This window comes from Amycolatopsis sp. NBC_01307 (genome assembly GCF_035975215.1).
Lineage (GTDB): Bacteria > Actinomycetota > Actinomycetes > Mycobacteriales > Pseudonocardiaceae > Amycolatopsis.
This window is the reverse complement of record NZ_CP108403.1, coordinates 8336272-8360819: the sequence shown is the minus strand read 5'-3', so window position 1 is coordinate 8360819 and position 24548 is coordinate 8336272. Positions and strand designations below refer to the sequence as shown.

Below are 24548 nucleotides of genomic sequence, written 5' to 3'. Positions count from 1 at the left end.
ACCGAACCCATTGTGGATAACTCCGCTTCTCAAGCGCTGAGAAGCCGGAAACCGGTGGCACCGAGGGTTAGCGTGAGGATCATGACCATCGGAGTCACGCTTCCCTCGGGCGACACCGCCGCCGCGCCCAACCTCGTCGACGAGCTCCTGGCGCAGGCCAGGCAAGCCGCCGACGCCGGGCTCAAGTCCGTGTGGTTCTCGCAGCTTCCGCTCAGCCAGGACGCCATCACCGTCGCCGCTCTCGCGGGGCGGGAGAACCCCGGGCTCGAGGTCGGCACCTCCGTGGTGCCCATTTACCCGCGGCACCCGCTGGTGGTCGCGAACGCGGCGCAGACCGCGCACGCCGCCACCGGTGGGCGGTTCACCCTCGGCGTCGGGCTCGGCTCGAAGGGGTTCCTCGGGCCCGTCTACGGCGTCGAGTACCCGCCGCCCATCAAGCACCTGCGCGAGTACCTGACCGTGCTCAAGCAGGTCTTCACCGGCGAGGCCGTCGACTTCGACGGCGAGACCGTCCAGGCCCACGCGCCCGGACTGTCCACTGTGGGCGGTGATGTGCCGATCATCGTCGCCGCGATGGGGCCGCAGGCGCTGCGCGTCACCGGTGAGCTGGCCGACGGGACCCTGCCGTTCCTCGCCGGGCCGCGGGCGCTGGCCGAACAGATCGTGCCGCACCTGCCCGCGGGCAAGCGGATCCTCGCCGCCGTGCCCGCGATCGTCACGAACGAGCCCGACGCCGTGCGTGCTCTCGCCGTCGAACAGATGGCCTTCTACGCGCAGATCCCGTCGTATCAACGGATCCTGGCCGCGGAAGGTGTCGATCATCCGGCGGACCTGGCGATCATCGGTGACGAGAAGACCGTCCTCGCCGGGCTCCGGCGGTACTACGACGCCGGCGCGACCGATGTCCTCGTGTCGCAGACCGGCATCCGCTCGTCCGAGGAGCGGCGACGGACCTGGGAGGTGATCAGCTCAATCGGTTCGTGAGCGTCGTCGACACCGACAGCTCCTCCAGGTCCAGCTCGCGCAGCATCTTCCCGAGGATCTCGTCGTCGAGCCGGCCTGCGCGGTTCTCCTCGATCATCGCCTTGCGCTGGGTGATCAGCAGCTCGCGCCGGGCCTTCGCGAACTGCGCCTGCGGGCTGCCGGAGCGGTCCTCGCCGGACAGCGTGATCGCCGCTTTGGCGAACCGGTAGCGCGTGTCGACGAGCCGTTCCAGCCGCTCCTTCAGGCGCTCGACCTTCTCCGGCGGCAGGTCCAGCTCGGCGAGCCGGTCACGGCTGATCTCGCGCAACCGCGCGTGCGCCGCCTTCTGCGCGACTTCCCGTGCGGCGAGTTCCTCCGCTTCGTCCCGCGAGGTCTCCGACGGGTCCTGCACCTTCAGCACCCGGATCAACGGCGGCAGCGTGAGGCCCTGGATGAGCACCGTGCCGATCGCCACCGCGAACGCGAACAGCTGGATCTCCTCGCGGCCGGGCGTGTCGGCCGGGACGCCGGCCGCGGCGGCGAGCGTGACGACGCCGCGCATGCCGGTCCACGAGATCACCGCGATCGTCTGCCAGCCGGGCGCCCGGCGGACCTGGCCGAACAGCCGCAACGTCTTCGGCAGGTACGCGAACAGCGCCACCGCCGGGATCCGCACCAGCATCGTCACCGCGAGCACGGCCAGCGCCACCAGCGCGAGGGTGCCGTTGTCGCGGGCCGCGTGCGCGGCGCCGTCGAGCACGAACGGCAGCTGCAGGCCCATCAGCGCGAACACCAGCGCCTCCAGCAGGACGTCGATCGACGCCCAGACGGATCTGTCCTGCATGCGCGTCGCGGGTGACGCGTAGAGCGAGCGGTGCCCGAGGTAGAGGCCCGCGGCGACGACGGCGAGCACGCCGGACCCGCTGAACTCCTCACCGAACGGGTGCAGGTGCTCGGCGGTGACGTACGCGCCGAACGGCACGATGATCCCGAACGCCGACTCCAGCAGCGGGTCGTCGAGCAGCCGCCGGATCCCCACCACGAGCGCGCCGATCGCCAGGCCGACGGCGATGCCCAGCACGGTCGCGACGCCGAACACCGCGAAGCCGTGCCCGGCCGAGCCCGCGGTGCCGGCGACGGCGGCGAGCGCGACCTTGTAGAGCGTCAGCGCGGCGGCGTCGTTGACCAGGCTTTCGCCGGTCAGCACGCTCATCACGCGCCGCGGCAGGCCGAGCTTGCGGCCGATCGCCACCGCCGTCACGGCGTCCGGCGGCGCCACGACCGCGCCGAGGACGAGTGCGGAGGCGAACGGCACGTCCGGCAGCAGCAGGTGCACGACCAGCGCGACGACCACCGCGGTGACGGCCACGAGCACCACGCCCAGCGCGACGATCGGGCGCAGGTTGCGCTTGAAGTGCGTCACCGAGCTTTCGAGCGACGTCGAGTAGAGCAACGGCGGCAGCACGACGGTGAGGACGAGCTCCGGCTCCAGCTCGAGCCGCGGCACGCCGGGAATCAGCGCGACCCCGAGCGCGACCACGACGACCAGCAGTGGCGCGGACAGGTTGTAGCGCCGCGCGAACGCCGTCAGCGCGAGCGAACCGGTGAGCACGCCCATCAGGACCAGGATCTCCACGCGCGTGATCTTCCCGCAGGTAGAGAGCCTGCGCTTGCCTTCCGGTGAATGGAAGTGACCTGGATTACGTCGTACCCCCTGTGCATACTTGTGCGCACTACGCACACCTGTGCGGATGACGTGCACCGACGCACATCCGGAGGTTCCCCATGTCCCCTGGCACTCGCTCCTGGGTCGTGCCCCTGGCCTGGACCGCCGTTCTGCTCGACGGGTTCGACCTCGTCGTGCTCGGCTCCGTGCTGCCCGTGCTCCTGCGTGACCACGTCTGGGGCCTGACGCCCGCCACGGCGTCGATCGTCTCGACGGTCGGCCTGGCCGGGATGATGCTGGGCGGCCTGGCGATCGGCACGATCACCGACGTCATCGGCCGCCGGAAGTCCCTGATCATCTCGGTCGCGTTGTTCTCGCTGTGCACGCTGTTGTGCGCCTTCGCGCCGTCGACGTTCGTCTTCGGCCTGCTGCGCTTCGTCGCCGGGCTCGGCCTCGGCGGCTGCCTGCCGACGGCCATCACGCTGGTCACTGAGTACGCGCGCCGCGGCAAGGCCGGCAGCGCGACGACCACGGTGATGACCGGCTACCACGTCGGCGCGGTGCTGACGGCGCTGCTGGCGATCGTGTTGATCTCGCCGCTGGGCTGGCGCGCGATGTTCGTCGCCGGGGCGCTGCCCGCGGTGGTGCTGATCCCGCTGATGCTGAAGTTCCTGCCGGAGTCCGAGTCGTTCCAGCGGGTCCGCGAGACCGAGCGCTCGGCCGGGCACGCCGTCGCCGGGCTGTTCCGCGGCGGGCTGCTGCGCGCCACCATCGCGTTTTGGATCACGTCGTTCATGGGCCTGCTGCTCGTCTACGGCTTGAACACCTGGCTGCCGGAGATCATGCGCCAGGCCGGCTACCCGCTCGGCGCCGCGCTCAGCCTGCTGCTGACGCTGAACGTCGGCGGCATCGTGGGCCTGCTCGTCGCGGGCCGGGTCGCCGACCGCGTCGGCATCCGGCCGTCCGCGCGCGTCTGGTTCATCGCGGGTGCGGTGTTCCTGGCGCTGCTGAGCGTGCGGCTGCCGGCCGTCGGGCTGTACGCGGCGGTGTTCCTGACCGGCTGCTTCGTCTTCAGCGCCCAGGTGCTGGTGTACGCCTACATCGGCCGGATCTACCCGGACGCGATCCGCGCGACCGGCCTCGGCTGGTCCGCCGGCATCGGCCGGATCGGCGCGATCTCCGGCCCGCTGCTGGGCGGCGCGCTGCTGACGGCCGGAATCGCCTACCCGTGGGGCTTCTACGCCTTCGCGGCGGTCGGCGCCCTGGGCGCGGTGGCGGTCACGGTCGTCCGCCCGGGCCACGACGTCCGGGTCGAGGACTCCGTCCCGGCACGGGAAGCCCGGACTTCCTGAGTCTGCCGCGGCTTGTCGTGAGTGGTAATGAGGGTTCTAACCCTCATTACCACTCACGACAACTTGCACCGAGCGTCAGCCGAGTTCCTTGAGTTCCTGTTCCACGGCCGCGAGTTCGGCCTCCGAGCCCTGGACCTTGGGGCCCTTGAACCACTTCCGGGCCGAGAGCACCCACCACAGCCCCGCGCCGCCGAGCACCACGAGGAACGCGACCGGTGTGTAGTTGAACGAGTCCACCGTCACCGGGGAAACCTGCGGCAGCATGAACAGGATGAAGATCAGGACGACCCACGTGGTCGCGACGATGCCGACCGGCTTGCCCCAGCGGCCGAGGTGCCACGGCCCGCGCTCGAAGTCGTCACCCTGGCGGACGCGCAGGAACACCGGGATCACGTACGCCACGTACAGCCCCACCACGGCGATCGAGGTCACCGCCGCGTAGGCCGTCGCGCTCCACAGGTACGGCAGCGCGAGTATCAGCGCGCCGCCCGCACCCAGCCAGACGGCGTTGGTCGGCGTCTGCGTGCGCTTGTTGATCTTGTGCCAGAACTTCGACCCGGGGATCGCGCCGTCGCGGGCGAACGCGTAGATCATCCGCGAGTTGGCCGTCACCGACGCCATGCCGCAGAACAGCTGCGCGCCGATGCAGATCAGCAGCAGGAACTTGCCGGTGACCGCGCCGGTGGCGTCGATGAAGATCTGCGCGGGCGGGACACCGGTGGCCGAGCCGACCTCGCCCGCGTAGTCCTGGATCGCGAACGTGAGACCGATCAGCAGGATCCAGCCCGCGACGAGCGAGACGACGATCGACATCACGATGCCGCGCGGCCCGGCCGTCGCCGCGCTCTTCGTCTCCTCGGTCATGTGCGCCGACGCGTCGTAGCCGGTCAGCGTGTACTGCGCCACCAGGAGACCCAGCGCGAAGACGTAGAACGCCGAGCCCCAGCCCGTCTGGTTCACGAAGCTGCCGAAGACGAACGACGCGTCCTGGTGCTTGGCGGGCACGAAGATCAGCACGCCGACGATCACCAGCACGCCGATGAGGTGCCACCACACGCTGACGTTGTTGAGGATCGCCACGATCCGGACGCCGAAGGTGTTCAGCAGGCCGTGCACCACGAGGATGATCGCGAGCAGCAGGATCGTGTGCCCCGGCGTCGCCGAGAAACCCCACTGCAGGTCGAGGAACGCGTTGAGGAACAGGGCCGCGCCGAAGTCGATGCCCGCGGTGACGGCGATCTGCCCGACGAGGTTGAACCAGCCGGTGAACCACGACCACGCGGGGCCGTTCTTCCGCGCCAGCCGCGCCGCCCAGTAGTACAGCCCGCCCGCGGTCGGGTAGCTGGAGCAGACCTCGGCCATGCCCAGGCCGACCAGGATGACGAAGATCCCGACGAGCGGCCAGCCCCAGATCATCGCGGCCGGCCCGCCGGTCTTCATGCCGAACCCGTAGAGCGTCAGGCAGCCGGACAGGATGGAGATGATGGTGAACGAGACGGCGAAGTTCGAGAACCCCGACATCGTCCGCTTGAGCTCCTGCGCGTAGCCGAGCTGGTGCAGGCGTGCGGAGTCGTCGTCCTGGGCGGGGTCGTGGTCGGGAGTGGTCTGCTGGTCGGAGACATCCATCGGGCACCTCTTGAAAGGTATGCGGCCAGACCATTGAATTCGCCGAAGTTAGCCCCGGCGGCCGAGGGGTGTCAAGGCTTCGTCAAGAACTCGTCCAGCCGCTGGAGCAGCGGTCCGCCGCCGCGGTGGTCGTTCGAGAGGAGCGTCGCGGTGACGCCGCCGGAGTGCGTGCTCCGGAACGAGACGCCGTGGTCGCCGCCTTCGAGCCGCACGGCGCCGGGCCACGGCAGCCAGAAGCCGAGGCCGTAACCCGGGGCGTGCGGGCGCAGCATCCGGGCCACCCACTCGCGGGGCACGATCCGGCCGTCGAGGAACGCGGGCCAGAACCGCCGGAAGTCCGGCGCGGTGCTGTAGCTCCCGCCGTCGCCGTGCCCGCGCACCGGCAGGCTGAACACGTTGGTGCGGCCGTCTTCCAGGTAGCCGGTGGCGGTCCGGCCGGGCAGCGCGTCCGACCGGAGGAACGCCGTGTCCGCCATTCCGGCGGGCTCGCAGACGCGCTCGTGCACGAGGTCGTGGAACGGCCGGCCCGCGACCCGTTCGGCGAGCAGGCCGAGGACGGCGAACGCGCCGTTGTTGTAGCGGAACTCCGTGCCGGGCGCGGACCTCTGCGGATAGCCGTCGAGCGCGGCGAGGTAGTCGGCGGACGTGGCGAGGGATGGCGTCGGCGGCGGGTCCGCCTCTTCGTCGCAATAGTCGCCGATGCCGGACGTGTGCGTCAGCAGGTGCTCGACGGTGACGGCGTCGTCGATCAGCGGCAGGTCGCCGCCCAGCAAGTCGCGGGCGCGGGCGTCCAGGGTCAGCCGTCCTTCGGCGATCAGCCCGACGACGACCAGCGCGGTGAACCCCTTGGTGCCGCTGGCGATCGCGAACCGGGTGTCGACGGTGTTCTCGACGCCGTAGCCGCGGTGCGCGTACCCGGCCGCCCCGGCGAGCAGCGTCTCGTCACCGCGGCTGACCAGCACCACGCCGGAGAACGCCGTGAGGGGCACCTTCATGGACGAAGCGTCCCTGAAGGTGCCCCTCACGGCAAAGCGTTTAGCGACCCAGGAACGCGTGCAGCGATTCGAGCGCGGTGTCGCCCTGGTCGGCGAAGAAGCCGTCGACGCCCGCCTTGAGGAACGCCGCTTCTTCGGTGAACACGTCACCGTAGGCGTCCGGCTCGGCCGAGGAGCGCAGGTTGGCCGGCAGGAACGGGTTCTCGTTCCGGAACGTGTACGGCTGCACCTTCAGGCCCGCCTTGTGCGCGTCCGCGACGATCGCGGTCGGCTTCGTCAGGTTCCCGGCGGCGTCCAGCGGGATGATCTGGCTCTTGTCCGGCCCGAGGTACTTCGCGTACTTCGCGACGTCCTTCAGCCCGGACGTCGTCACGAGGTCCGCGTACGTCCGCTTGTCGCCCTTCGCGACGAAGTCGGCCGGGGCGCCGGTCGCCGACGTCAGCTGCAGCAGCGGCGTCCGGACCTGCTTGTGCAGCGCGATCAGGTTCGACACCTCGAACGACTGGATGATCGCCGGCGCGTCCGGCCGGTCGAGGCCGTTGCGCTTGAGCGCCGTCACCAGCTTCGGCTCGATCGGGTTGCCGATCGTCTGGAAGAACGTCGAGTGCTTGACCTCGGGGTAGGTGCCCAGCGTCCGGTGCAGTTCCTTGCCGAGGCGCTTGGTCAGGTCGAGCACCTCCTGGAAGGAGGCGATCTGGTAGCGCCCGTTGTACAGCGTGTTGTGCGGCCGGTTCGCCGGGATCCGCTCGACCGCGCGCAGCGTCTTCAGCTCGGCCAGCGTGAAGTCCTGGGTGAACCAGCCGGTCGTCGAGACGCCGTCGATCACCAGGGTCTTCTTGCGGGACGCGAACTCCGGGTGCTGCGCGACGTCGGTGGTGCCGCCGATCTCCGGTTCGTGCCGGGCGACCAGCCGGCCGTCCTTCGTGGGCACGAGGTCGACGTCGACCCAGTCGACGCCGAGGCGGTAGGCGAGCTCGTACGAGGCGAGCGTGTGCTCCGGCCGGTACCCGGGCGCGCCGCGGTGTCCGATGATCACGGGGTCATCGTGACCCCGCCCGTGCGCGGCCGCATCGGCGGACCCGGTCTCGGCCGCGTTGGCCGAGCCGATCGCGAATCCGGTGACGCTCAGCAACGCCAGTCCGGCGAGTGCCAGGACGCCGACACGTTTGCGCTTCATCTGGTGACCTTCTTTCACAGGGTGTGCCCTGACTACCCGCGTCACCCTTGATGCCGCAAGCGTCGTCCGGTCGTACCTGGGCGGTCAGCGCGGTAAACGGCACGTGGACACCCGTCCCGGGGACGGCGAAATGTCCGGCGCGAAGCCGTCCGGATACGCTGTGCGGCGTGCGCGTACTGGTAATCGGCTCCGGCGCCCGTGAGCACGCTCTCGTCCTCGCGGCGTCCGGCGACCCCACGGTCACCGCCCTGGCCTGCGCGCCCGGCAACGCCGGGACGGCCGCGATGGCCGAGCAGCTCGGCGTCGAAGCGGCGGACCCGGAAGCGGTCGCGGCCCTCGCGAAGAGCTGGCAGGCCGACCTGGTGGTGATCGGGCCCGAGGTCCCGCTCGTCGCCGGCGTCGCCGACGCCGTCCGCAAGGCCGGCATCGCCTGCTTCGGCCCGTCGGCCTCGGCGGCCCGCATCGAAGGCTCGAAGGCGTTCGCCAAGGACGTCATGGCCGCGGCGAACGTGCCGACCGCGCGCAGCGAGGTGGTCGACAACCCGGCCCGCCTCGACGCCGCGCTCGCCCGCTTCGGCCCGACCTGGGTAGTCAAGGACGACGGCCTCGCCGCGGGCAAGGGCGTCGTCGTCACGACCGACTACGACGTCGCGCGCAAGCACGCCATCATGCTGCTCGACGGCGGTCACCCCGTCCTCCTGGAGTCCTTTTTGGACGGTCCGGAGGCCTCGCTCTTCTGCTTCGTCGACGGCCACACCGTCGTGCCGCTGCTGCCCGCGCAGGACTTCAAGCGCGTCGGCGACGACGACGCCGGCCCGAACACCGGCGGCATGGGCGCCTACGCCCCGCTGCCCTGGGCGCCCGAGAACCTGGTCGACGACCTGGTCGAGCGCGTCGTCCAGCCGGTCGCCGACGAGCTGGTCGCGCGCGACGCCTCGTTCTCCGGCCTGCTCTACGCCGGGCTCGCGCTGACGTCCGAAGGCCCGCAGGTCATCGAGTTCAACTGCCGCTTCGGCGACCCGGAGACCCAGGTCGTGCTGGCCTTGCTGCGCACGCCGATCGCCGGGCTGATGCAGGCGACCGCCACCGGCAAGCTCGCCGAGCACCCGCCGCTGGAGTGGGCCGGCGGCGCCGCGGTCACCGTCGTGATCGCGGCCGACGGTTACCCGGGCAAGCCGCGCACCGGCGACGTCATCACCGGCGGCGAGATCGACGGCGTGCTGCACGCCGGCACCCGGCGGCGTGACGACGGCGCGGTCGTGTCCGCCGGCGGCCGCGTGCTCTCGGTCGTCGCCACGGGCAAGACGCTCAAGTCGGCGCGCAAGCACGCGTACGAAACCGTGGAGAAGGTGCACCTCGCGGGCTCGCACCACCGCACGGACATCGCACTCAAGGCGGCGAACGGCGAGGTCGGCGCCCCGGTGGCGCAGCAGAACGCCTGATCTGAGGGGCCAAGGGGGAACCGGCGGGCGACGAACTTCGTCGAATCTCAGGCTCCGGCTACGTCGTGGTTGGTAGCCTCAACGGGAATCGACCGGTCACTGTCGGTATCACGTCAGGGGAGAGCATGTCAGGACCCTCGTACGACCTCAGCACGGCCGTCCCGGTGGCGCCGGCCGCCGCGGACGTCCTGGTCCACCCGGACAAGGTCCTCGACGTCGCCCGGATCGTCGAAGAGCAGGCCAACGCGCTCGAAGACCAGCTGCTCACGCGGCTCGGCGAGCTGCGGATCGACGCGCCGTCCGCCGACGTGATCAGCACCCAGTCGATGGCGGCCTGGAACTCCGTGATCGCCGACGGCGACCGCTCCTACGCGGGCCAGGTCCGCGAGTACGTCGCGGGTCTCAAGCGCCTGGTCTCGCAGCTGCGAGACGCGGCGAAGGATTACCAAGTCAGCGAAGACGAGAAGGCGGCGGTGTTCGGTGACCGCGGCAAGCACGGTGCGTAACCGGACCTTGCGGATCACCGGTGGCGTGCTCGCGACAGCGGCGCTCGCCGGCTGCTCGGCGGGCACCGAAGGCACCCCCTACCCGGTCGAGACGGCCGCGACCGCGGCGTCGCAGAGCGCCAAGGCGGCTCAGCTGCCGCAACGGCCGGCCGAGCTGACGCTGCAGGGTGTCAACCTGTGCGATGTCTTCCCGCAGGTGCAGCTCGACGCGCTGAAGATCACCAGCGCGCCCCGGGAGGCGCCGGAGCAGGACGGGCCGACCTGCGTGTTCGACGCGGACGGCGCCGAGCCGGTGCACTCCTACCACGTGCGGGCGGTGTCGTCCGACCTCGACCAGTGGATCACCGGCGCCCGCAAGAAGAACAGCATGACCACCGAACCGAAGAACATCGGCGGTTATCCGGCGCTGACGAACTACCGCGCGGCCGGCGAACCGGCCGACTGCGAAACGCTCGTCGGCGTGGCGAGGGGCCAGACGCTGGCCGTCCAGACCTTCGCCGTCACCCGCGGCCAGCTCACGCAGCCGCAGCTGTGCGACATGTCGGCGCACGCCGCCGACTTGGCGCTGCAGTCCTTGAAGTCACGCAACTAGGGAGAGCGCGTGGAATTCTCCGAGCTCGCGGCCGGGATCCAGAACCACCGGTTCGACGGCTGGACCAACACCGCGATCGCCGACCAGATCACGCGGATGATCACCGGCGACGGCACCGGCAGCATCGGGACCGCCGTCGACGCGCTGAAGGCCGTCGCGACCGCTCTCGCCCACACCGACCAGACGCTGCGCGCCCAGCTGCTCAAGCTCGGCGTCGAGTGGCAGAGCCAGGCCGGCGGCGCGGCGAGCCAGGTGCTCACCGAGCAGGCCGGGTTCTCCCAGGACGCCACCACGAAGGTCGCGCACGCCGCGGAGATGGTGTTCGAGCAGGGTGAGGCGTTCAACCGCACCAAGTACAAGCTCCCGGACGCCGAGACCGTCCGGAAGGGGGCGGGCGGTTACACCCTCGGCGACGGCCTGCTGCTGAGCCTGATCGGCTTCGAGACCGATCACGCCCGGCAGGTCGAGGCCGCGAACAACGCGAAGGCGCAGGCGACGCAGGCGCTGAACGAGTACGCGCAGGACAGCGGCACCAACCTGCTCTCGACGCAGTCGCTGTCGGACCCGGAGTCGCTGAAGCTGGCCGCTCCCGGCGTCACGCCCGGCGTGCTGGACGTCGCCGGCGCGTCCGTCGCGGTCACCCCGGACGGCAGCGTGCGGCCGGCGTCGGACAAGGTCCGCTCGGTGCACGTCGACCCGCCGGTGGTGCAGCCGGTGTCGCACACGGTCCACGCCGACCCGCCGACCCCGGTCTACGGCACCCCGGCGCAGCAGCAGCCGTCGCGGCCGGTGGCGCCGCCGCCGCGGCACACCGGCGCGACCGTCCCGGCGAGCCAGGGCACGTCGCCCAGCTCCGCGACGGCGCCGTCGGCCGCGAAGCCGCCGACGTCACCCGGCCCCGGCTGGGTCAACGCGCCGGGTCGCGGCACGGCCGGCGAGCCCGGCCGGCCCGGCGGGTTCAACCCCGGCCAGCCCGGTGGCGGCGACCCGAACACCTTCGTCCCGCCGGGTGCGCCCGGTTCGTCCGGTCCCGGCTCTAGCTCTGGCTCTGGCTCCGGCCAGCTGCCGGGCGGGCCCGCGACCGGCTCGACGCAGACGTCGCCGATCAAGTCGCTCGGCGGTGGCGGGGCTTCCGGCAGTGGCGTGACCGGGCTCGAAGGTTCGGCGAGTGGCGCGAACCGCGGTGCGGACGGCCTGCTGGCGAAGGGCCGCACGGTCGGCGCCGCCCCGCAGGCCCCGATCGCGCCGGGGCAGTTCACGGCCGAACGCGGGTTCGCGGCGAAGCCGGGCGCGACCCCGGGCGAGCTGGGCGCGGGTGCGGCGGCGGTCGGCGCGGGTGCGGCCGGTGGCGCGCTCGCCGGCGACAAGGACCGCGAGAAGCGCAGCCAGAACCAGCCGAAGGGCCCGGTGCGGCCGCTGCCGGTCGGCGAGCTGCCCGAGGAGGAAGCCGCCGCGCTGCGGAAGTCGGAGCAGATCGGCACGAAGCAGAAGGGCGAGGACCCGCGGTTCCTGTCGAAGGCCGCGCCGCAGGAGGAGGACGACGAGCACGTCCGCCGCTTCGGCGTCGACGACAAGGACCTGTTCGCCGACCAGCGCATGGTTTCGCCCGACGTGATCGGTGACCACGGCGGGGACGGGCACTGACCGTGACGCGTGACCACGGCAGCCTCGTGCTGTCCGCGTCCGAGTTCGACGTCCTCTGGGAGTCGCTCGGACTGCCCCGCCGGCACGTCGCGCTGGACGTGCCGAGCGGGGGAACCACCCGCACGGAACGCGCGGACGTCGTCGAGGCGGCCTGGACGTCGCTGGCCGAGCGGCGCCTGGCCCGCAACCGCCGGGTGTCCGGCGAGGTGGCCGACATGCTGCACCTGCTGGCCCGCCCGCAGTTCGGCATCGACGTGTGGGTGTGGGCCGAGCGCGAGATCCGCGGCCGCGCGGTCAACGTCCGCAGCCAGGCGGTCCTGGCCGTGGTCGACAACAACGAGGTCTGGCTGATCCCGGCGACGGAGGACGGCCTCCCGGAGGCGGCGGTCTCGGTGGCGGGCGACCTCGGCCCGGGCATCGGCCAGACGGTCAGCATCCCGTACGACACGCTGCGCGTGGCGGACGCGGCGGCGAGCGGCGACCCGAAGGCGCTGGTCACGGCCTTGGAAGACCAGGGCGTCGTGCTGTTCCAGGCCCAAGAGCTGTCCGGCATGCTGCTGGGCCAGGAAGCCCGCGGCCAGTTCGGCGCGGAACGCACCGGCCGCGACGGCGTGGCCCACCGGGCGCCCCGGGTCCTGGCGTTCTTCGACACGGACGCGGGCCGCTACCTGTTCCAGGTGGCGAAGGACCGCGACGGCCGCGAGTGGGCGACCGTCACCCCGGCGGACAACGCCCTGCTGGCGACCCGGATCCGCGAACTGGTGGCGGAGGCCTGAACCCCGCCGGGGGAAGTTGGCGGAGATCGGTACGCACAGTGCGCGGGACGTCATAAAGTATGCGGGGAACCGTCCTGGTCGTGCCGACGTCTGATCGGGCGGACACAAGTTTTCCGAAGGGGATGACGAACCGTGCCTGTCTACGACGCCGACTCGATGGCCATCGCGGCCGGCCAGGTGGAGAAGCTGAAGGACGAGTTCGAGAAGTCCAAGGGCAAGCTCACCGGCATGGACCACGAGAAGGAAAGCCCCTTCGGCGGGATGGACGCCAACGGCGAGGCGCACAGCTCGGTCGGCAAGTTCAAGGACGGCGTGCACAGCCAGTTCGACGCCGCGGGCAAGCACATGGAGGCGCTGGGGTTCGCCATGCGCAAGGCCGCCGGCCTGATCGCCGAAACCGACCAGGTCGGTGCGAGCGACCTCAAGCTGCACGTCGACAAGTGAACTGAGCAGGGGGCACGAGAGTGGCATTGAACGGGGTCGGCGCCGGGACGCCCGACAATTGGGACGCCTTCCTGCAAAAGGTGAACCAGGTCGAAAAGGTCGATCTGCAGAAGATCACCGACGCCGCGACGCAGTTCCGCGACGCCGGAAAGAACGCGGGTGACCACAACGCCTCGCTGAAGACCTCCACGGACTCGCTGGACGCGCACGTGTGGGCCGGTCCCGCGGCGGACCAGTTCTTCACCTACGTCCGCCAGGTCCGTGACGCCGGCACGAAGGTCCAGACCCACCTCGAAGACGTCGCCAAGGACCTCGACGACCTGCAGCAGAACCTCGCGCAGATCAAGAAGACCGTCCAGGACAAGCAGCTGGCCGCGGAGAAGGACGTCAACGCCCGCAACACCACGGCCGAGTCGGCCATGAACAAAGCGCTGGCCGACGCCAAGACGGCGGTCGACAACGGCAAGCCGGCCCCGAGCCCCAGCGCGGCCGAGATCCTCGCGACGGCCAAGACCGACATCCACACCATCACCGCGGGCTACGACGGTGACGTGGCCGGGCTGCAGACCCAGGCCGACACCGCGATCAAGGCGTCACAGACGCTGATGTCCCAGCAGATCGAGGGCGGCTACGACCAGGTGCCGCTGCCGGCCAGCTCGGCCGCGGCTCCCAAGAGCACCGGCGGCATCCACTCCAACGGCGCGTCCCACGGCGGCGGCGGTGGGGGCGGAGGCGGCGGTGGTGGTGGCGGAGGCGGTGGCCTCGGCCCCAGCGGCGGCCCGCCCGCGTCGCCGCCCCCGGGCAACGTCCAGCAGTGGATCCAGGAGGCCATCAAGGCACTCCAGGCCGCCGGCGTCCCCGTGACCGACGCCGACATCCCCAACATCTGGGCGATCATCCAGCACGAGTCCGGCGGGAACCCGAACGCCATCAACAACTGGGACTGCGTGCCACTGGACACGCTGATCTTGACCAAGCGTGGTGTCCTGAAGCACGACGCGGTCGAGGTCGGCGACGAGACGATCGGCTTCGACCCGGCCACCGGGCGCGGCAAGTGGACGCGGATCACCAGGGTCGTCCACCACGAGGACGCCGAGCTGGTCCGGATGAGCAACTCCCGGTGGAGTGCGACCACGACACCGAACCATCGCTGGCTCAACCTGCCGCGGGTCAATGTCCGGCGTTCCGACCTGCCGGTGATTTGTCCGGAATGTGGGTGGGCGCCGCGTGCGGCGCACCAGCCGGAGAACGGCGTGGCGGTGCATCGGCGCAAGAAACACGGCTTCGTTTCGCCGAAGCAGGAGAACCGGTACGAGAACGAGCCCGGCTTCGTCGCCACCCAGGACGTCGGATCGCGTGACCGGATTCTGCTGACGGCGCCGGCCGCGACCGAGTCGACGCTGGAAATCAGCGTGCCGGAAGCCGCCGTTCTCGGGTGGATCGCCGGTGATGGTCACGTCGAAACCCGGCAGCACCGCCCGACCATGTCCATCGCCCAGTCGAAGCCCGAAATGGTGGCGAAGATCCGCCGGCTTCTCGACGGCGTGCCGCACGCGGTGTACGTCGACGACCGCGGCGGGTGCGGGCCTCGACACCAGTTCCGCCTGGACCACGACTACGCCCAGGATCTGCTGAGGCGAGCCGGAAATCCCAAGTCCGACGCGGTCGCCCAGGTGCTGGCGATGTCCAGCGGGCAGCGTGCGGCGTGGCTGGAAGCGGTCATCGACGCCGAGGGAAGCCGGTACTCGCGGCCCGGCTATTCGCGACCTCAGGTGGTCGTCTACCAGGCGGCCGGTGCCGTTCTCGACGCCATCGCGCTGGCCGGTTACCTGTCCGGATCGCGGCCTCGCGTTCTCCCGGTCGAACGGGCGAACCAGCCGAAAACGTGGCGCCGGGAGTTCTCCGTGCACCTGAACAACCCGGTCGTCACTGGAGCCTTCCTGAACAAGGAAGCTGCCGGCCGGGGTGACGTGTGGTGCGTGACGACGGAACTGGGCACGTGGACGGCTCAGGAAGGTGATCACATCTTCTTGACCGGAAACTCGAACGCGGCCGCCGGGCACCCGTCCAAGGGGCTCATGCAGTGCATCGACTCGACGTTCAACGCGCACAAGCTGCCCGGGCACGACAACATCTACAACCCGGTCGACAACATCATCGCCGGCGTGAAGTACTCGGTCGACCGCTACGGCGGCCTCGGCAACGTGCCCGGCATCAAGGCGATGGCCCACGGCGGCGCCTACCAGGGCTACTGAGCCCAAAGCCGTGAAGGCCTCCTTACCGGCCATAAGAGCCGGGAAGGAGGCCTTCACGGCTTTTCGGTGACCGGGAGCTAGCCTGGCGGCATGGTCGACCTCGGAGCCTTCGCCGGGCCCGCGCTGCGGGCCGCGGTGCCGCCCTTCCACGTCATGGACGTCATCTCCGCGGCCGGGGCGCGGCAGCGCAGTCACGGCGATCTCGTGTCGCTCGCCGCCGGGCAGCCGTCCGTGCCCGCGCCGAAGCCCGTCCTCGAAGCCGCGGAAAAGGCGCTCCGGAGCAGCCCCCTCGGCTACACCGAGCAGCTCGGCGTCCCGGAGCTGCGGGACGCCGTCGCGGGGCACTACCGGCGGAAGTACGGCCTCGACGTCAGCGCGCAGGACGTCGTCATGACGACCGGGTCGTCCGGCGGGTTCCTGCTGGCCTTCCTCAGCGCGTTCGACCCCGGCGCCCGGGTCGCGATGGCCCGGCCCGGCTACCCGGCCTACCGGAATCTGCTGTCCGTGCTCGGCTGCGAGGTCGTCGAGTTCGCGACGACCGCCGAGACGAACTTCCAGCCCACCGTGGCCCTGCTCGACGAGCTGGGGCCGATCGACGGCCTGATCGTGGCGAGCCCCAGCAACCCGACCGGCACCGTGCTGCCGCCCGGGGAGCTGGCCGCCATCACCGGCTGGTGCGCGTCGCACGGCGTCCAGCTGATCAGCGACGAGATCTACCACGGTGTCTCCTACGGCGCCGAGCTCGACTGCGCGTGGCAGTACGGCCGTGAGCCGATGGTGCTGGGCAGCTTCTCGAAGTACTTCGCGATGACCGGCTGGCGGCTCGGCTGGATGCTCGTGCCGCAGCGGCTGCACCGCGCGGTCGACGTCCTGACCGGCAACTTCACCATCTGCCCGCCCGCGGTCTCCCAGTACGCGGCCATCGCGGCGTTCACGCCGGAGGCGTACGCCGAGGCCGACGCGCACGTCGAGCACTACCGGGCCAACCGCGACCGGCTCTTCGCCGGCCTGAAGGGCATCGGCCTCGACAAGCTGGCCCCCGCTGACGGCGCCTTCTACGCGTACGCCGACGTCAGCGCCCACACCGAGGACAGCCTCAGCTGGTGTCAGCGGCTGCTGGCCGACACCGGGCTCGCCATCACGCCCGGCGTCGACTTCGACCCGGTCGACGGCGGCAAGTACGTGCGCTTCTCCTTCGCGGGCAGCGCCGACGACATCGACGAGGGCGTCCGCCGCCTGGGGGCCTGGCTGGGCCAGGGGGAACCCTGATTCATCCCTGAACGTTGCTCTTGCGAGGGGAGTTTCCCCGGCCGAGGTGGCACGCTTGAGTCACGAGGCCGGAGGGGCCACGGGAACACATCGGAGGAAGCCATGTTCTGGAAGATCGTCGGCGGCCTGATCGTCGCCTGGGTGGCGTTCATGGTGCTGGGCGCCGTGATCGGCTTCGTGTTCAAGGCCGTCCTGTGGATCGCCATCATCGGCGGCGTGATCTTCCTCGGCACGGCCGCCTACGGCGCCATCAGCGGCAAGAAGGACCCCAAGCGCATCAACCGCTACTGAGCGCGGCGCCGGAGCGGCGCCGGGCGGCTCACCCGAGCCACGCCCGCGCCGCCTCGGCACCGTTCCACAGCTGGGCCTTGAGCCCGACCGCCCGCGCGCCGTCCACATTGGACTGACGGTCGTCGAAGAACAGGCAGTCGCCCGGCTCGGCCCCGAGCTGCTCCAGCAGCAGCTCGAAGATCTTCGCGTCCGGTTTCACGCACCGGACGTCGCCGGAGAAGAGCGTCACCTGGAACAACCGCGCCCAGTCCTGCTCGCGGACCCACTCGCCGAACACCGACGGCGCGTTCGAGAGCAGGGCCAGTGACGCGCCCGCCTCGGCCAGCGCCTCGAGCAGGTCCTTCGACGACGGCTCCAGGTGCGCCCAGCCCTCGACGTCGATCCGGGTCAGCTCGTCCGACAGCGCCTCGTCGACGGGCCGGCCCAGCGCGTCGCCGACCGTCTGCCAGTACTCCAGCGGCGTGCTGCCGGCGTCGTAGGGGATCCGCAGGTCCCAGTAGGCCCGCTCGAACTCGGGCAGCGGCGCGCCGAGCTTGGCGGCCAGCTCCGGGCGGGCCGCGCTCGGCTTGCTGAGCACGTCGCCGTAGTCGAAGACGATCCAGTTCACTGCTTCTCCATCCGGCGCAGGGTTTCGTCGATGTCGGCCGCGCTCAGGTCCCGGTGCGTGACGAACCGGACCTTGCCCGCCATCGGCCCGGTGCGGATGCCCAGCGAGTCGAGCCAGGCCAGCGCCGCCGGCACGTCGGGCACCTCGGCCAGCACGATGTTCGTGTCCGGCGTGTTGGCCGGCCAGCCGTGTTCGTTCAGGCCTTCGGCCAGCCGCCGCGCGTTCTCGTGCGAGGCGGCCAGGTCGGGGACGCGGTCCAGGGCGATCAGGCAGGCCGCGGCCAGGACGCCGCCCTGCCGGACGCCGCCGCCGAGCATCTGCCGCATCCGGCGGGCCCGCTCGACGAAGTCCACGCTGCCCGCGACGACCGAGCCGACCGGCGCGCCGAGGCCCTTGCTGAAGCAGGCCGACACGGTGTCGACGCCGACCGTCAACGCCGCCGGCGGCACCTCCAGCGCGACCGCGGCCTGCCAGAGCCGGGCGCCGTCGAGGTGCACGGTCAGCCCGGCCTCCTTCGCGACGGCCAGCAGCTGGGCGTGCTCGTCGGGCGGGGTCACCGCGCCACCGGCCGAGTTGTGCGTGTTCTCGAGGCAGAGGAGAGATGTCCGTAATGTGAAGTACGGCCCGGGTTGTCCGATCGCCGCCTTGAGGGTGCTCGGCGAAGGGCGGCCCGGGCCGCCGTCGTGCTCCAGGGCTTCCGGCATGCCGCCGGCCAGCCACGCGGCCGAGCCCAGCTCGTTGGCGAGCACGTGCGCCCCGCGCGTGGCCAGGAACCGGTCGCCGCGCTGCAGGTGCAGGCTCAACGCGACGAGGTTGGCCATCGTCCCGCTCGGCACCCACAGGGCGGCCGGCATGCCCAGGACGTGGGCGGCCTTCTCTTCGAGCTCGGCGACGGTCGGGTCGCGTTCGAGGACGTTGTCCCCGACCTCGGCGGAGGCCATCGCCGCCCGCATCGTGTCGTCCGGCCGGGTGACGGTGTCGGAACGGAAGTCCAGCGGAGGCAGCGTGAAGGTCACGGAGTGATCACATCACACCGGCCGGACGGGGATCAATGAGCCCTTGAGTGGTCGAACCCGGGTGGTCCGTGCAACCGTGGACGCCCCTGATTCCGTCCTACCCACCGACGACAACAGAGCGGAGCACGACAGCGCGTGGATCAGCGCGACGAACAGGAGTTCGCGGAGTACTTCGCCGCCCGGCGGGACGCCGTGCGCCGGACCGCGTACATGCTCTGCGGCGACTGGCACCGGGCGGACGACCTCGCGCAGACGGCGTTCGTCGCGCTGCACCGGAGGTGGAAGAAGATCAGGGATCGCGCGGCGACCGACGCGTACGTGCGCAAGACGCTCGTGCGGGCGACGATCGACGAATCGCGGCGTCCGTGGCGGCGCGAGTGGCAGACCGAAGTGCTGCCGGAACGCGTCGACGACGGACCCGGGCTCGACGACCTCGTCGCGACCAGGGAAGACCTGCTGGCGGCGTTGAAGGAAGTGCCGCCCAAGCAGCGGGCGGTGCTGGTCATGCGGTTCTTCGAAGGACTGGACGTGACCGGCGCGGCGCAGGCGCTGGGCTGCAGCGAAGGCAACGTGAAGAGCCAGACCGCCCGCGGGCTGGCGAACCTGAAGCAGGTACTCGAACGGGAGGTGGAGACCAATGGATGAGCAGGAGCTGCGGTCGTTGTTCTCCGCCGCGCCCGGGGACGCGCCGTCGCCGTCGTTCGACCAGGGCGACGTCGTGCGCGAGTCCCGCCGCCAGACCGTGCGGCGCCGGAACCGGATCACCGCCGGGGTGAGCGCCGCGGCCCTGGTCGTCGTCGGGTTCGGCGCTTACGGGCTGCTCTCCGGGGGTACCCCCGAGTCGCTGACCGCGGCGAGCGACAACGCCGTGTCGGCGCAGTCGGGCCCGGGTTCGGGACAACCGAACCCCAGCGTGGCCCGTCCTCAAGCCGGTGGGGAGTCACCGAACTTCTCGTCCACGCCGCCCCAGCAGGGGGGCAGCGTAGACGGGAAGACCGGCCAGCTGGCCGAAGGCGCCTCCGGGTGCGAAGAGGTGGACGGGGAGCTCGCCATCGCCCTCGCTGGCGAGCTTCCCGGCCACGTCGCCGCCGCCCAGGCGTCCCCGGGCAGCGCCTGTACGACGGCGTCGCGGTCCGCGGGGTTCCCGGTTCCGGGCGGCGAGGTCGCCGCGGCGGTGTACCCGAAGGGCATTTCGGTGGCCTTCAAGTCCCAGCCGGCGGGCACGGTGACGGCGCGGGTGGCCACGGCGTCCGGCGGCACGTTGGTGCTGGTCAGTGTGCCGGACGCGGCGAACGCGGCCCCGTACGCGGGTGACGTGGGCCGCTTCGCGAGCGAACTCGCGCCCCGCTTCTGAGCCGCCGCCGGGCCGCTTGGCAGAATGAACGGCCATGACCGCTGCGGCAACTCCCAAGGGGGAACGACGGCGTGCCGCGCTCGTCGAGGCCGCCGCGAAGCTGCTAGTCGAGGGCGGGTTCGACGCCGTGCGGCACCGTGCGGTGGCCGAGCGGGCCGGGCTGCCGCTCGCGTCGACGACGTACTACTTCGACTCGCTGGAAGACCTGGTCGCCGCGGCCGTCGAGCACCACGGCAACGCCGAGCTCGAAACCGGCCGCCGCCGGCTGGAGGAGCTCGCGACGCGCAACCGCGGCGTCCAGGCGATGGTCGAGCTGGTGCTCGACATGCTGCTGGGCCCGGAGAGCGGCGACGAGGAAGCGGACGCCGAAGCCGTGCTGCTGCGCTACGAGCGCCTGGTCGCCACCGGCCGCCGGCCGTACCTGCGGCCGTTGATGCGGACGCTGTCGGGCCAGCTCAACGAGCTGCTGACGGAGATCTTCGCCCGCTCGGGCACGCCGGTGCGCGAGGCCGAGCTGGAGAAGCTGGTGGCGCTGGTCGACGGCGCGGTCGTCAACGCGCTGATCGCCGTCGACCCGGCGCCCCGCGCCGCCGCGGCCCGCATGCTGCAGGCGGCGCTCGACGGCTCGTGAGTGGTAATTAGGGTTCTAACCCGCATTACCACTCACGACCGCGTGCGCTGAGCCTTCGCCAGGTCGTCGCGGGACTTGGTGACCAGCGCCAGCATCGCCTGCTCGGCCGCGGCCGGGTCCTGGGCGATGATCGCGTCCAGCACCTTGCGGTGCGACGGCACCGGGTCCTCCGCCGCCGAAGCGCCGTGCACCACCTTGTCGCGCTCGGCCAGGCCGATCGCGATGATCCGCTCCATCCGCATCAAGAAGTTGTTGTGGGTGGCCGTCATCAGCCGCCGGTGGAACGCCAGGTCGGCCTGGACGCTGGCCTCCGGACCCTCGGCCGCGGCCATGTCCGACAGCGCATCCCGCAGTGACTCGATGTCCTCGTCGGACGCTCGTTCCGCCGCGATCCGGGCGGCGGCCGGTTCGACGACCGCGCGGACCTCGGTCAGCTCGTCGAGCAGGCCCGGGTCGTCGGCGGCCGCGGTCTGCCAGCGCATGACGTCGGCGTCGAGCATGTTCCACTTTTCACGCGGCTGGACGAACGTGCCGCGCTTCTGGCGCGCGTCGATCATGCCCTTCGCGGCCAGCACTTTCAGGGCCTCACGCAGCGCGGTGAGGCTGATGTCGAGCTCTTCGCGCAGTGCGGGCAGGTCGAGGACGGTGCCCTCGCCCCACTCGTTGGAGAGGATCCGGCTGGCCAGCGCCTCCACGGTCTGGCCGTGCAGCCCGCGTGGCCGGTGTTCGGTCAATGGAGGGGCCTTTCAGCTGGCGGCGGTCTAGCTGAGCGCATCCTACGCTGACGGCGAAGTCGTCATAAATTATGAATACATCTTGACAGCGACGGCGCCCGGTTGCACTCTTTGGCAGCAGTCACGCCCGTGCGGACATCGAGACAAAGGGGTCAAGAGATGACGAGTGCCGGCCTGTCCCGCCGTCGTTTCCTGCGCAACGCGAGCCTGGCCGGGCTGGGCGCGATCGGCTCGAGCAGTTTCCTCGCCGCCTGCGCCACTTCCGCGTCCAACGGCCCGGTCAAGCAGGCCGCCGGCGCGGTCACCGTCCAGTCGAACCTGTCCTCGCCCGAGGCGAAGAAGGCCATCGAGGCCCTCGCGCAGGCGTTCGGCGCGAAGGGCGGCGCGACGGCGACGGTCAACACCGTCGCGTCGGAGACCTTCCGCACCCAGCTGCCCAGCTACCTCACCGCGGCCAACCCGCCGGACACCTTCACGTGGTACCCGGGTTCGCTGCTGTCGGGCTACGCGCGCAAGGGCCTGCTGCTCGACGTCGGCGACGTCTGGCAGACCATGGGCAACTACAGCGCGGCCTTCCGGAACCTGTCCGGCGACGGCGCCGGGCACCAGGTCTTCGTCCCGACGTCGTACTACTGGTGGGGCTTCTTCTACCGCAAGTCGAACTTCGCGAAGTGGGGCGTGCGGCCGCCGACCACCTGGAGCGAGTTCCTGGCGCTGTGCGAAACGTTGAAGGGCAAGGGCATCGCGCCGATCGGCATGGGCGCCGGCGGCACCACGCCGTGGACCGCGTCGGCCTGGTTCGACTACCTGAACATCCGGATCAACGGCGCGCCGTTCCACCGCGAACTGCTGGCCGGCAAGCAGCGCTTCGACGACCCGCGCGTCAAGAAGATCTTCGACCCGTGGCGCCAGGCGCTGCCCTACACCGACCCCAACGGCACCGCGATCGCGTTCCAGGACGCCACGACCGTGCTGCTCCAGGGCCGCACCGGGATGATCCTGACCGGCACGTTCTTCGCCGACGCAGCTCCGAAGGACGCGCTGGACGACCTCGACTTCTTCCAGTTCCCGATCCTTGACCCGGCCGTGCCGGTCGCCGAGGAGGGTCCGACCGACGGCTTCTTCGCCAGCGCGCGTACCCCGCACGTCGCCGAGGTCAAGGAGTGGTTCTCCTACGCCGCGACGGCCGAGGCGCAGGAGCTCTACATCAAGAACTCCTCCGGCACGGTCCTGCCGACCAACCCGGACGCCAAGGACAACGGCACGCCGTTGGTCCGAAAAGGACGGAAGCTGCTCACCGACGCCAAGGAGATCACGCAGTTCTTCAACCGCGACTCCTCCGACGCGCTGCAGCCGACGGCCGACGCGGCCCTGATCCGGTTCATCCAGAAGCCGAACGAGCTCGACTCGATCCTGGCCGACTGGCAGACCGCCGCGCAGAAGGTCTGGCAGTCCTGAGATGGCGGTGCTGACCGCGAAACGGCCCGACACGGCGTTCCTGGCCGCGAAACGCCGTCGTCGCCGCCGGGTCTCGCCCGTGCTGCTGGCGTTCGTCCTGGTGCCCCTCGTCGTCGAGGGGTTCTGGGTGTTCTGGCCCGCGCTGCAGGGGTTCTACCTGGCGCTGACGAACTGGGACGGCGTCTCGGCGCCGCAGTTCGTCGGCCTGGGGAACTTCGCCGAGATGTTCTCCGACGACATCTTCGGCACGGCCGCGCTCGACACGGTGATCTGGCTCGTGCTCTTCGGCGGCCTCTCGGCCGTCGGCGGGCTCGCGCTCGCCACGCTGCTGCAGAAGGAACGCAAGGGCGTCGGCTTCTACCGGGCCGCGTTGTTCACGCCGGTGGTGTTCTCGCTGGTCGCGACGTCGCTGATCTGGCAGGTGATCTACCAGCCGGACGGCGTGATCAACCGGCTGCTCGCCGCGATCGGGCTCGGCAGCTGGCAGCACGCCTGGCTCGCCGACCCGAAGACCGCGCTGTACGCGGTGCTCGTGCCGGCGCTGTGGCGGCAGCTCGGGTACGTGATGGTGCTGTACCTGGCCGGGCTCAAGGGCATCGACCCGGTGCTCTACGAAGCGGCCAAACTGGACGGGGCCACGGCGTGGCAGCAGTTCCGCAACGTCACCTGGCCGCAGCTGCGCAGCGTCAACTCCGTGGTCCTGTCGGTGATCATCATCGATTCGCTGCGGTCGTTCGACGTCATCTGGTCGATGACGAAGGGCGGGCCGTACCACTCGTCCGAGGTGCTCAGCACGTACATGTACGCGACGGCGTTCCAGTCGCTGCGGCTCGGCTACGCGTCCGCGCTGGCCGTCGTGATCTTCGTGCTGGCGTTCGGCGTGATCGTGACCTACCTCGTGCGCGCATTCCGGGAGGACTCGTGAGGCGGACGCGGACCGCGGGGTTCCACCTGCTCGCGGGCGGGCTTTCGGTGCTGTGGCTGCTGCCGATCGTGCTGGTGCTGACGACCAGCGTCCGGACGTTCTCCGACATCGCGTCGAACGGCCTCGGCGCGCTGCCGGCGTCGTTCTCGCTCGACGGCTTCGGGCAGGCGTGGGGCGAGGGCGGCGGCGGGCACGCGATGCTGAACAGCCTGATCGTCACGATCCCGACGGTGCTGCTGTCGTTGCTGCTCAGCGCGGCGGCGGCGTTCGCGCTGAGCCGGTACCAGATTCCGTTGCGGCGCACGATCATCCTGGTGATGCTGTCGGGCAACCTGCTGCCACCGCAGATCCTGCTGGTCCCGGTGGCGAAGCTGTCGGAGCTGCTGGGGATCTACGACACGCTGACGGCGCTGATCGTCGTGCAGGTCGGGTTCGGGCTCGGCTTCTACACGTTCGTGCTGCAGGGGTTCATGCGCTCGATCCCGGACGAGATCCAGCAGGCGGCGCTGATCGACGGCGCCGGCGTGGTGCAGATCTTCGGCCGGATCATCCTGCCGATGACCCGCCCGGCGCTGGCCGCGCTCGGCGCGCTGGCGTTCACCTGGACGTTCAACGACCTGCTGTGGTCGATCACCGTGCTGCGCACCGGCACGGTGATGCCGGTGACGCCGGCGCTGCTCGGCCTGCAGGGGCAGTACGTGTCCAACTGGAACGTGATCGCGGCGGGCTCGGTCATCGCGGCCGTCCCGACGGTCGCCGTCTTCCTGCGGTTCCAGAAGCACTTCATCTCGGGGCTGGCGATCGGGGCGATCAAGTGACGTGGAC

Annotated in this window: 23 protein-coding genes and 2 pseudogenes; 18 read left to right on the top strand and 7 right to left on the bottom strand. The window is 70.8% G+C overall.

All coding sequences use genetic code 11. The features are described 5' to 3' along the window. Positions 1-81 precede the first annotated feature (81 nt). Positions 82-984 (top strand): TIGR03564 family F420-dependent LLM class oxidoreductase, encoded by a 903-nt coding sequence (locus OG439_RS36895; protein ID WP_326945201.1) that lies wholly within the window; start codon positions 82-84, stop codon positions 982-984. On the opposite strand, the gene OG439_RS36890 is transcribed toward OG439_RS36895, so the two are convergent. Then, the gene (locus tag OG439_RS36890; protein WP_326945200.1) at positions 965-2599 is read right to left on the bottom strand and encodes a Na+/H+ antiporter; all 1635 of its coding nucleotides are present in this window, start codon (positions 2597-2599) and stop codon (positions 965-967) included. The two genes, OG439_RS36895 and OG439_RS36890, sit on opposite strands and share 20 nt — an antisense overlap. A 149-nt stretch (positions 2600-2748) precedes the next feature. On the opposite strand from OG439_RS36890, the gene OG439_RS36885 reads away from it, so the two are divergent. Next, entirely contained in the window at positions 2749-3981 is a 1233-nt protein-coding gene (locus OG439_RS36885; RefSeq protein ID WP_326945199.1) for an MFS transporter, read from the top strand. A gap of 75 nt (positions 3982-4056) precedes the next feature. Here the strand turns inward: OG439_RS36885 and OG439_RS36880 are convergent, their stop codons facing one another. The 3 genes from OG439_RS36880 to OG439_RS36870 all read right to left on the bottom strand — a co-directional run bounded on the left by OG439_RS36880 (position 4057) and on the right by OG439_RS36870 (position 7779). Beyond that, positions 4057-5607 carry an amino acid permease gene (locus OG439_RS36880; protein ID WP_326945198.1) on the bottom strand — a complete coding sequence of 517 codons (1551 nt, stop codon included), beginning with the start codon at positions 5605-5607 and terminating at the stop codon, positions 4057-4059. A gap of 71 nt (positions 5608-5678) precedes the next feature. Then, positions 5679-6602 (bottom strand): serine hydrolase domain-containing protein, encoded by a 924-nt coding sequence (locus tag OG439_RS36875; RefSeq protein WP_326945197.1) that lies wholly within the window; start codon positions 6600-6602, stop codon positions 5679-5681. 40 nt (positions 6603-6642) lie between these two features. Beyond that, the gene (locus OG439_RS36870) at positions 6643-7779 is read right to left on the bottom strand and encodes a glycerophosphodiester phosphodiesterase (RefSeq protein WP_326945195.1); all 1137 of its coding nucleotides are present in this window, start codon (positions 7777-7779) and stop codon (positions 6643-6645) included. 167 nt (positions 7780-7946) lie between these two features. On the opposite strand from OG439_RS36870, the gene purD reads away from it, so the two are divergent. From purD to OG439_RS36820, 10 genes and pseudogenes are all read left to right on the top strand, one after another. Beyond that, a complete protein-coding gene (gene purD / locus OG439_RS36865; protein ID WP_326945194.1) occupies positions 7947-9221 on the top strand; it encodes a phosphoribosylamine--glycine ligase in 1275 nt (424 codons plus the stop codon). 125 nt (positions 9222-9346) lie between these two features. Then, a complete protein-coding gene (locus tag OG439_RS36860) occupies positions 9347-9727 on the top strand; it encodes a hypothetical protein (protein ID WP_247059243.1) in 381 nt (126 codons plus the stop codon). A 25-nt stretch (positions 9728-9752) separates the two neighbouring features. Next, on the top strand, positions 9753-10319 hold the full coding sequence (locus OG439_RS36855) for a DUF3558 domain-containing protein (protein ID WP_326951710.1): 567 nt from the start codon (positions 9753-9755) through the stop codon (positions 10317-10319). A gap of 9 nt (positions 10320-10328) precedes the next feature. Continuing rightward, a complete protein-coding gene (locus OG439_RS36850; RefSeq protein WP_326945193.1) occupies positions 10329-11963 on the top strand; it encodes a hypothetical protein in 1635 nt (544 codons plus the stop codon). 2 nt (positions 11964-11965) lie between these two features. Continuing rightward, a complete protein-coding gene (locus OG439_RS36845; RefSeq protein WP_326945192.1) occupies positions 11966-12739 on the top strand; it encodes an ESX secretion-associated protein EspG in 774 nt (257 codons plus the stop codon). Between the two features lie 132 nt (positions 12740-12871). Beyond that, positions 12872-13183 carry a hypothetical protein gene (locus OG439_RS36840; RefSeq protein WP_326945191.1) on the top strand — a complete coding sequence of 104 codons (312 nt, stop codon included), beginning with the start codon at positions 12872-12874 and terminating at the stop codon, positions 13181-13183. Positions 13184-13203: 20 nt separating this feature from the next. Further along, a pseudogene (locus tag OG439_RS36835) lies at positions 13204-13512 on the top strand (WXG100 family type VII secretion target); the annotation flags it as partial. Between the two features lie 1710 nt (positions 13513-15222). Then, positions 15223-15438: pseudogene (locus OG439_RS36830) on the top strand (transglycosylase SLT domain-containing protein); the annotation flags it as partial. Between the two features lie 90 nt (positions 15439-15528). Then, positions 15529-16707: a pyridoxal phosphate-dependent aminotransferase gene (locus OG439_RS36825; RefSeq protein ID WP_326945190.1), complete on the top strand. Its 1179-nt coding sequence runs from the start codon at positions 15529-15531 to the stop codon at positions 16705-16707. Between the two features lie 102 nt (positions 16708-16809). Next, entirely contained in the window at positions 16810-16998 is a 189-nt protein-coding gene (locus tag OG439_RS36820) for a hypothetical protein (RefSeq protein WP_247059237.1), read from the top strand. Between the two features lie 28 nt (positions 16999-17026). Here OG439_RS36820 and OG439_RS36815 read toward each other — a convergent pair whose 3' ends face one another. Continuing rightward, a complete protein-coding gene (locus tag OG439_RS36815) occupies positions 17027-17605 on the bottom strand; it encodes an HAD family hydrolase (protein ID WP_326945189.1) in 579 nt (192 codons plus the stop codon). Beyond that, entirely contained in the window at positions 17602-18621 is a 1020-nt protein-coding gene (locus tag OG439_RS36810; protein WP_326945188.1) for a threonine aldolase family protein, read from the bottom strand. Before OG439_RS36810 ends, OG439_RS36815 begins: the two co-directional genes overlap by 4 nt. Before the next feature lie 135 nt (positions 18622-18756). Between OG439_RS36810 and OG439_RS36805 the strand changes: the two genes are divergently transcribed. From OG439_RS36805 to OG439_RS36795, 3 genes are read left to right on the top strand one after another with little or no spacing between them, the layout of a single operon-like run. Next, a complete protein-coding gene (locus OG439_RS36805; RefSeq protein ID WP_326945187.1) occupies positions 18757-19266 on the top strand; it encodes a SigE family RNA polymerase sigma factor in 510 nt (169 codons plus the stop codon). Then, positions 19259-19975 (top strand): hypothetical protein, encoded by a 717-nt coding sequence (locus OG439_RS36800; RefSeq protein WP_326945186.1) that lies wholly within the window; start codon positions 19259-19261, stop codon positions 19973-19975. Before OG439_RS36805 ends, OG439_RS36800 begins: the two co-directional genes overlap by 8 nt. Positions 19976-20009: 34 nt before the next feature. Continuing rightward, on the top strand, positions 20010-20606 hold the full coding sequence (locus OG439_RS36795; protein WP_326945185.1) for a TetR/AcrR family transcriptional regulator: 597 nt from the start codon (positions 20010-20012) through the stop codon (positions 20604-20606). A gap of 32 nt (positions 20607-20638) precedes the next feature. Here the strand turns inward: OG439_RS36795 and OG439_RS36790 are convergent, their stop codons facing one another. After that, positions 20639-21340, bottom strand: coding sequence for a FadR/GntR family transcriptional regulator (locus tag OG439_RS36790; RefSeq protein WP_326945184.1), 702 nt, complete (start codon positions 21338-21340; stop codon positions 20639-20641). Positions 21341-21499: 159 nt separating this feature from the next. On the opposite strand from OG439_RS36790, the gene OG439_RS36785 reads away from it, so the two are divergent. From OG439_RS36785 to OG439_RS36775, 3 genes are read left to right on the top strand one after another with little or no spacing between them, the layout of a single operon-like run. Next, positions 21500-22798: an ABC transporter substrate-binding protein gene (locus tag OG439_RS36785; protein ID WP_326945183.1), complete on the top strand. Its 1299-nt coding sequence runs from the start codon at positions 21500-21502 to the stop codon at positions 22796-22798. Position 22799: 1 nt separating this feature from the next. Next, a complete protein-coding gene (locus tag OG439_RS36780) occupies positions 22800-23723 on the top strand; it encodes a carbohydrate ABC transporter permease (protein ID WP_326945182.1) in 924 nt (307 codons plus the stop codon). Continuing rightward, complete coding sequence (locus OG439_RS36775; RefSeq protein ID WP_326945181.1) at positions 23720-24541, top strand: carbohydrate ABC transporter permease; 822 nt, start codon at positions 23720-23722, stop codon at positions 24539-24541. Before OG439_RS36780 ends, OG439_RS36775 begins: the two co-directional genes overlap by 4 nt. Positions 24542-24548 lie beyond the last annotated feature (7 nt).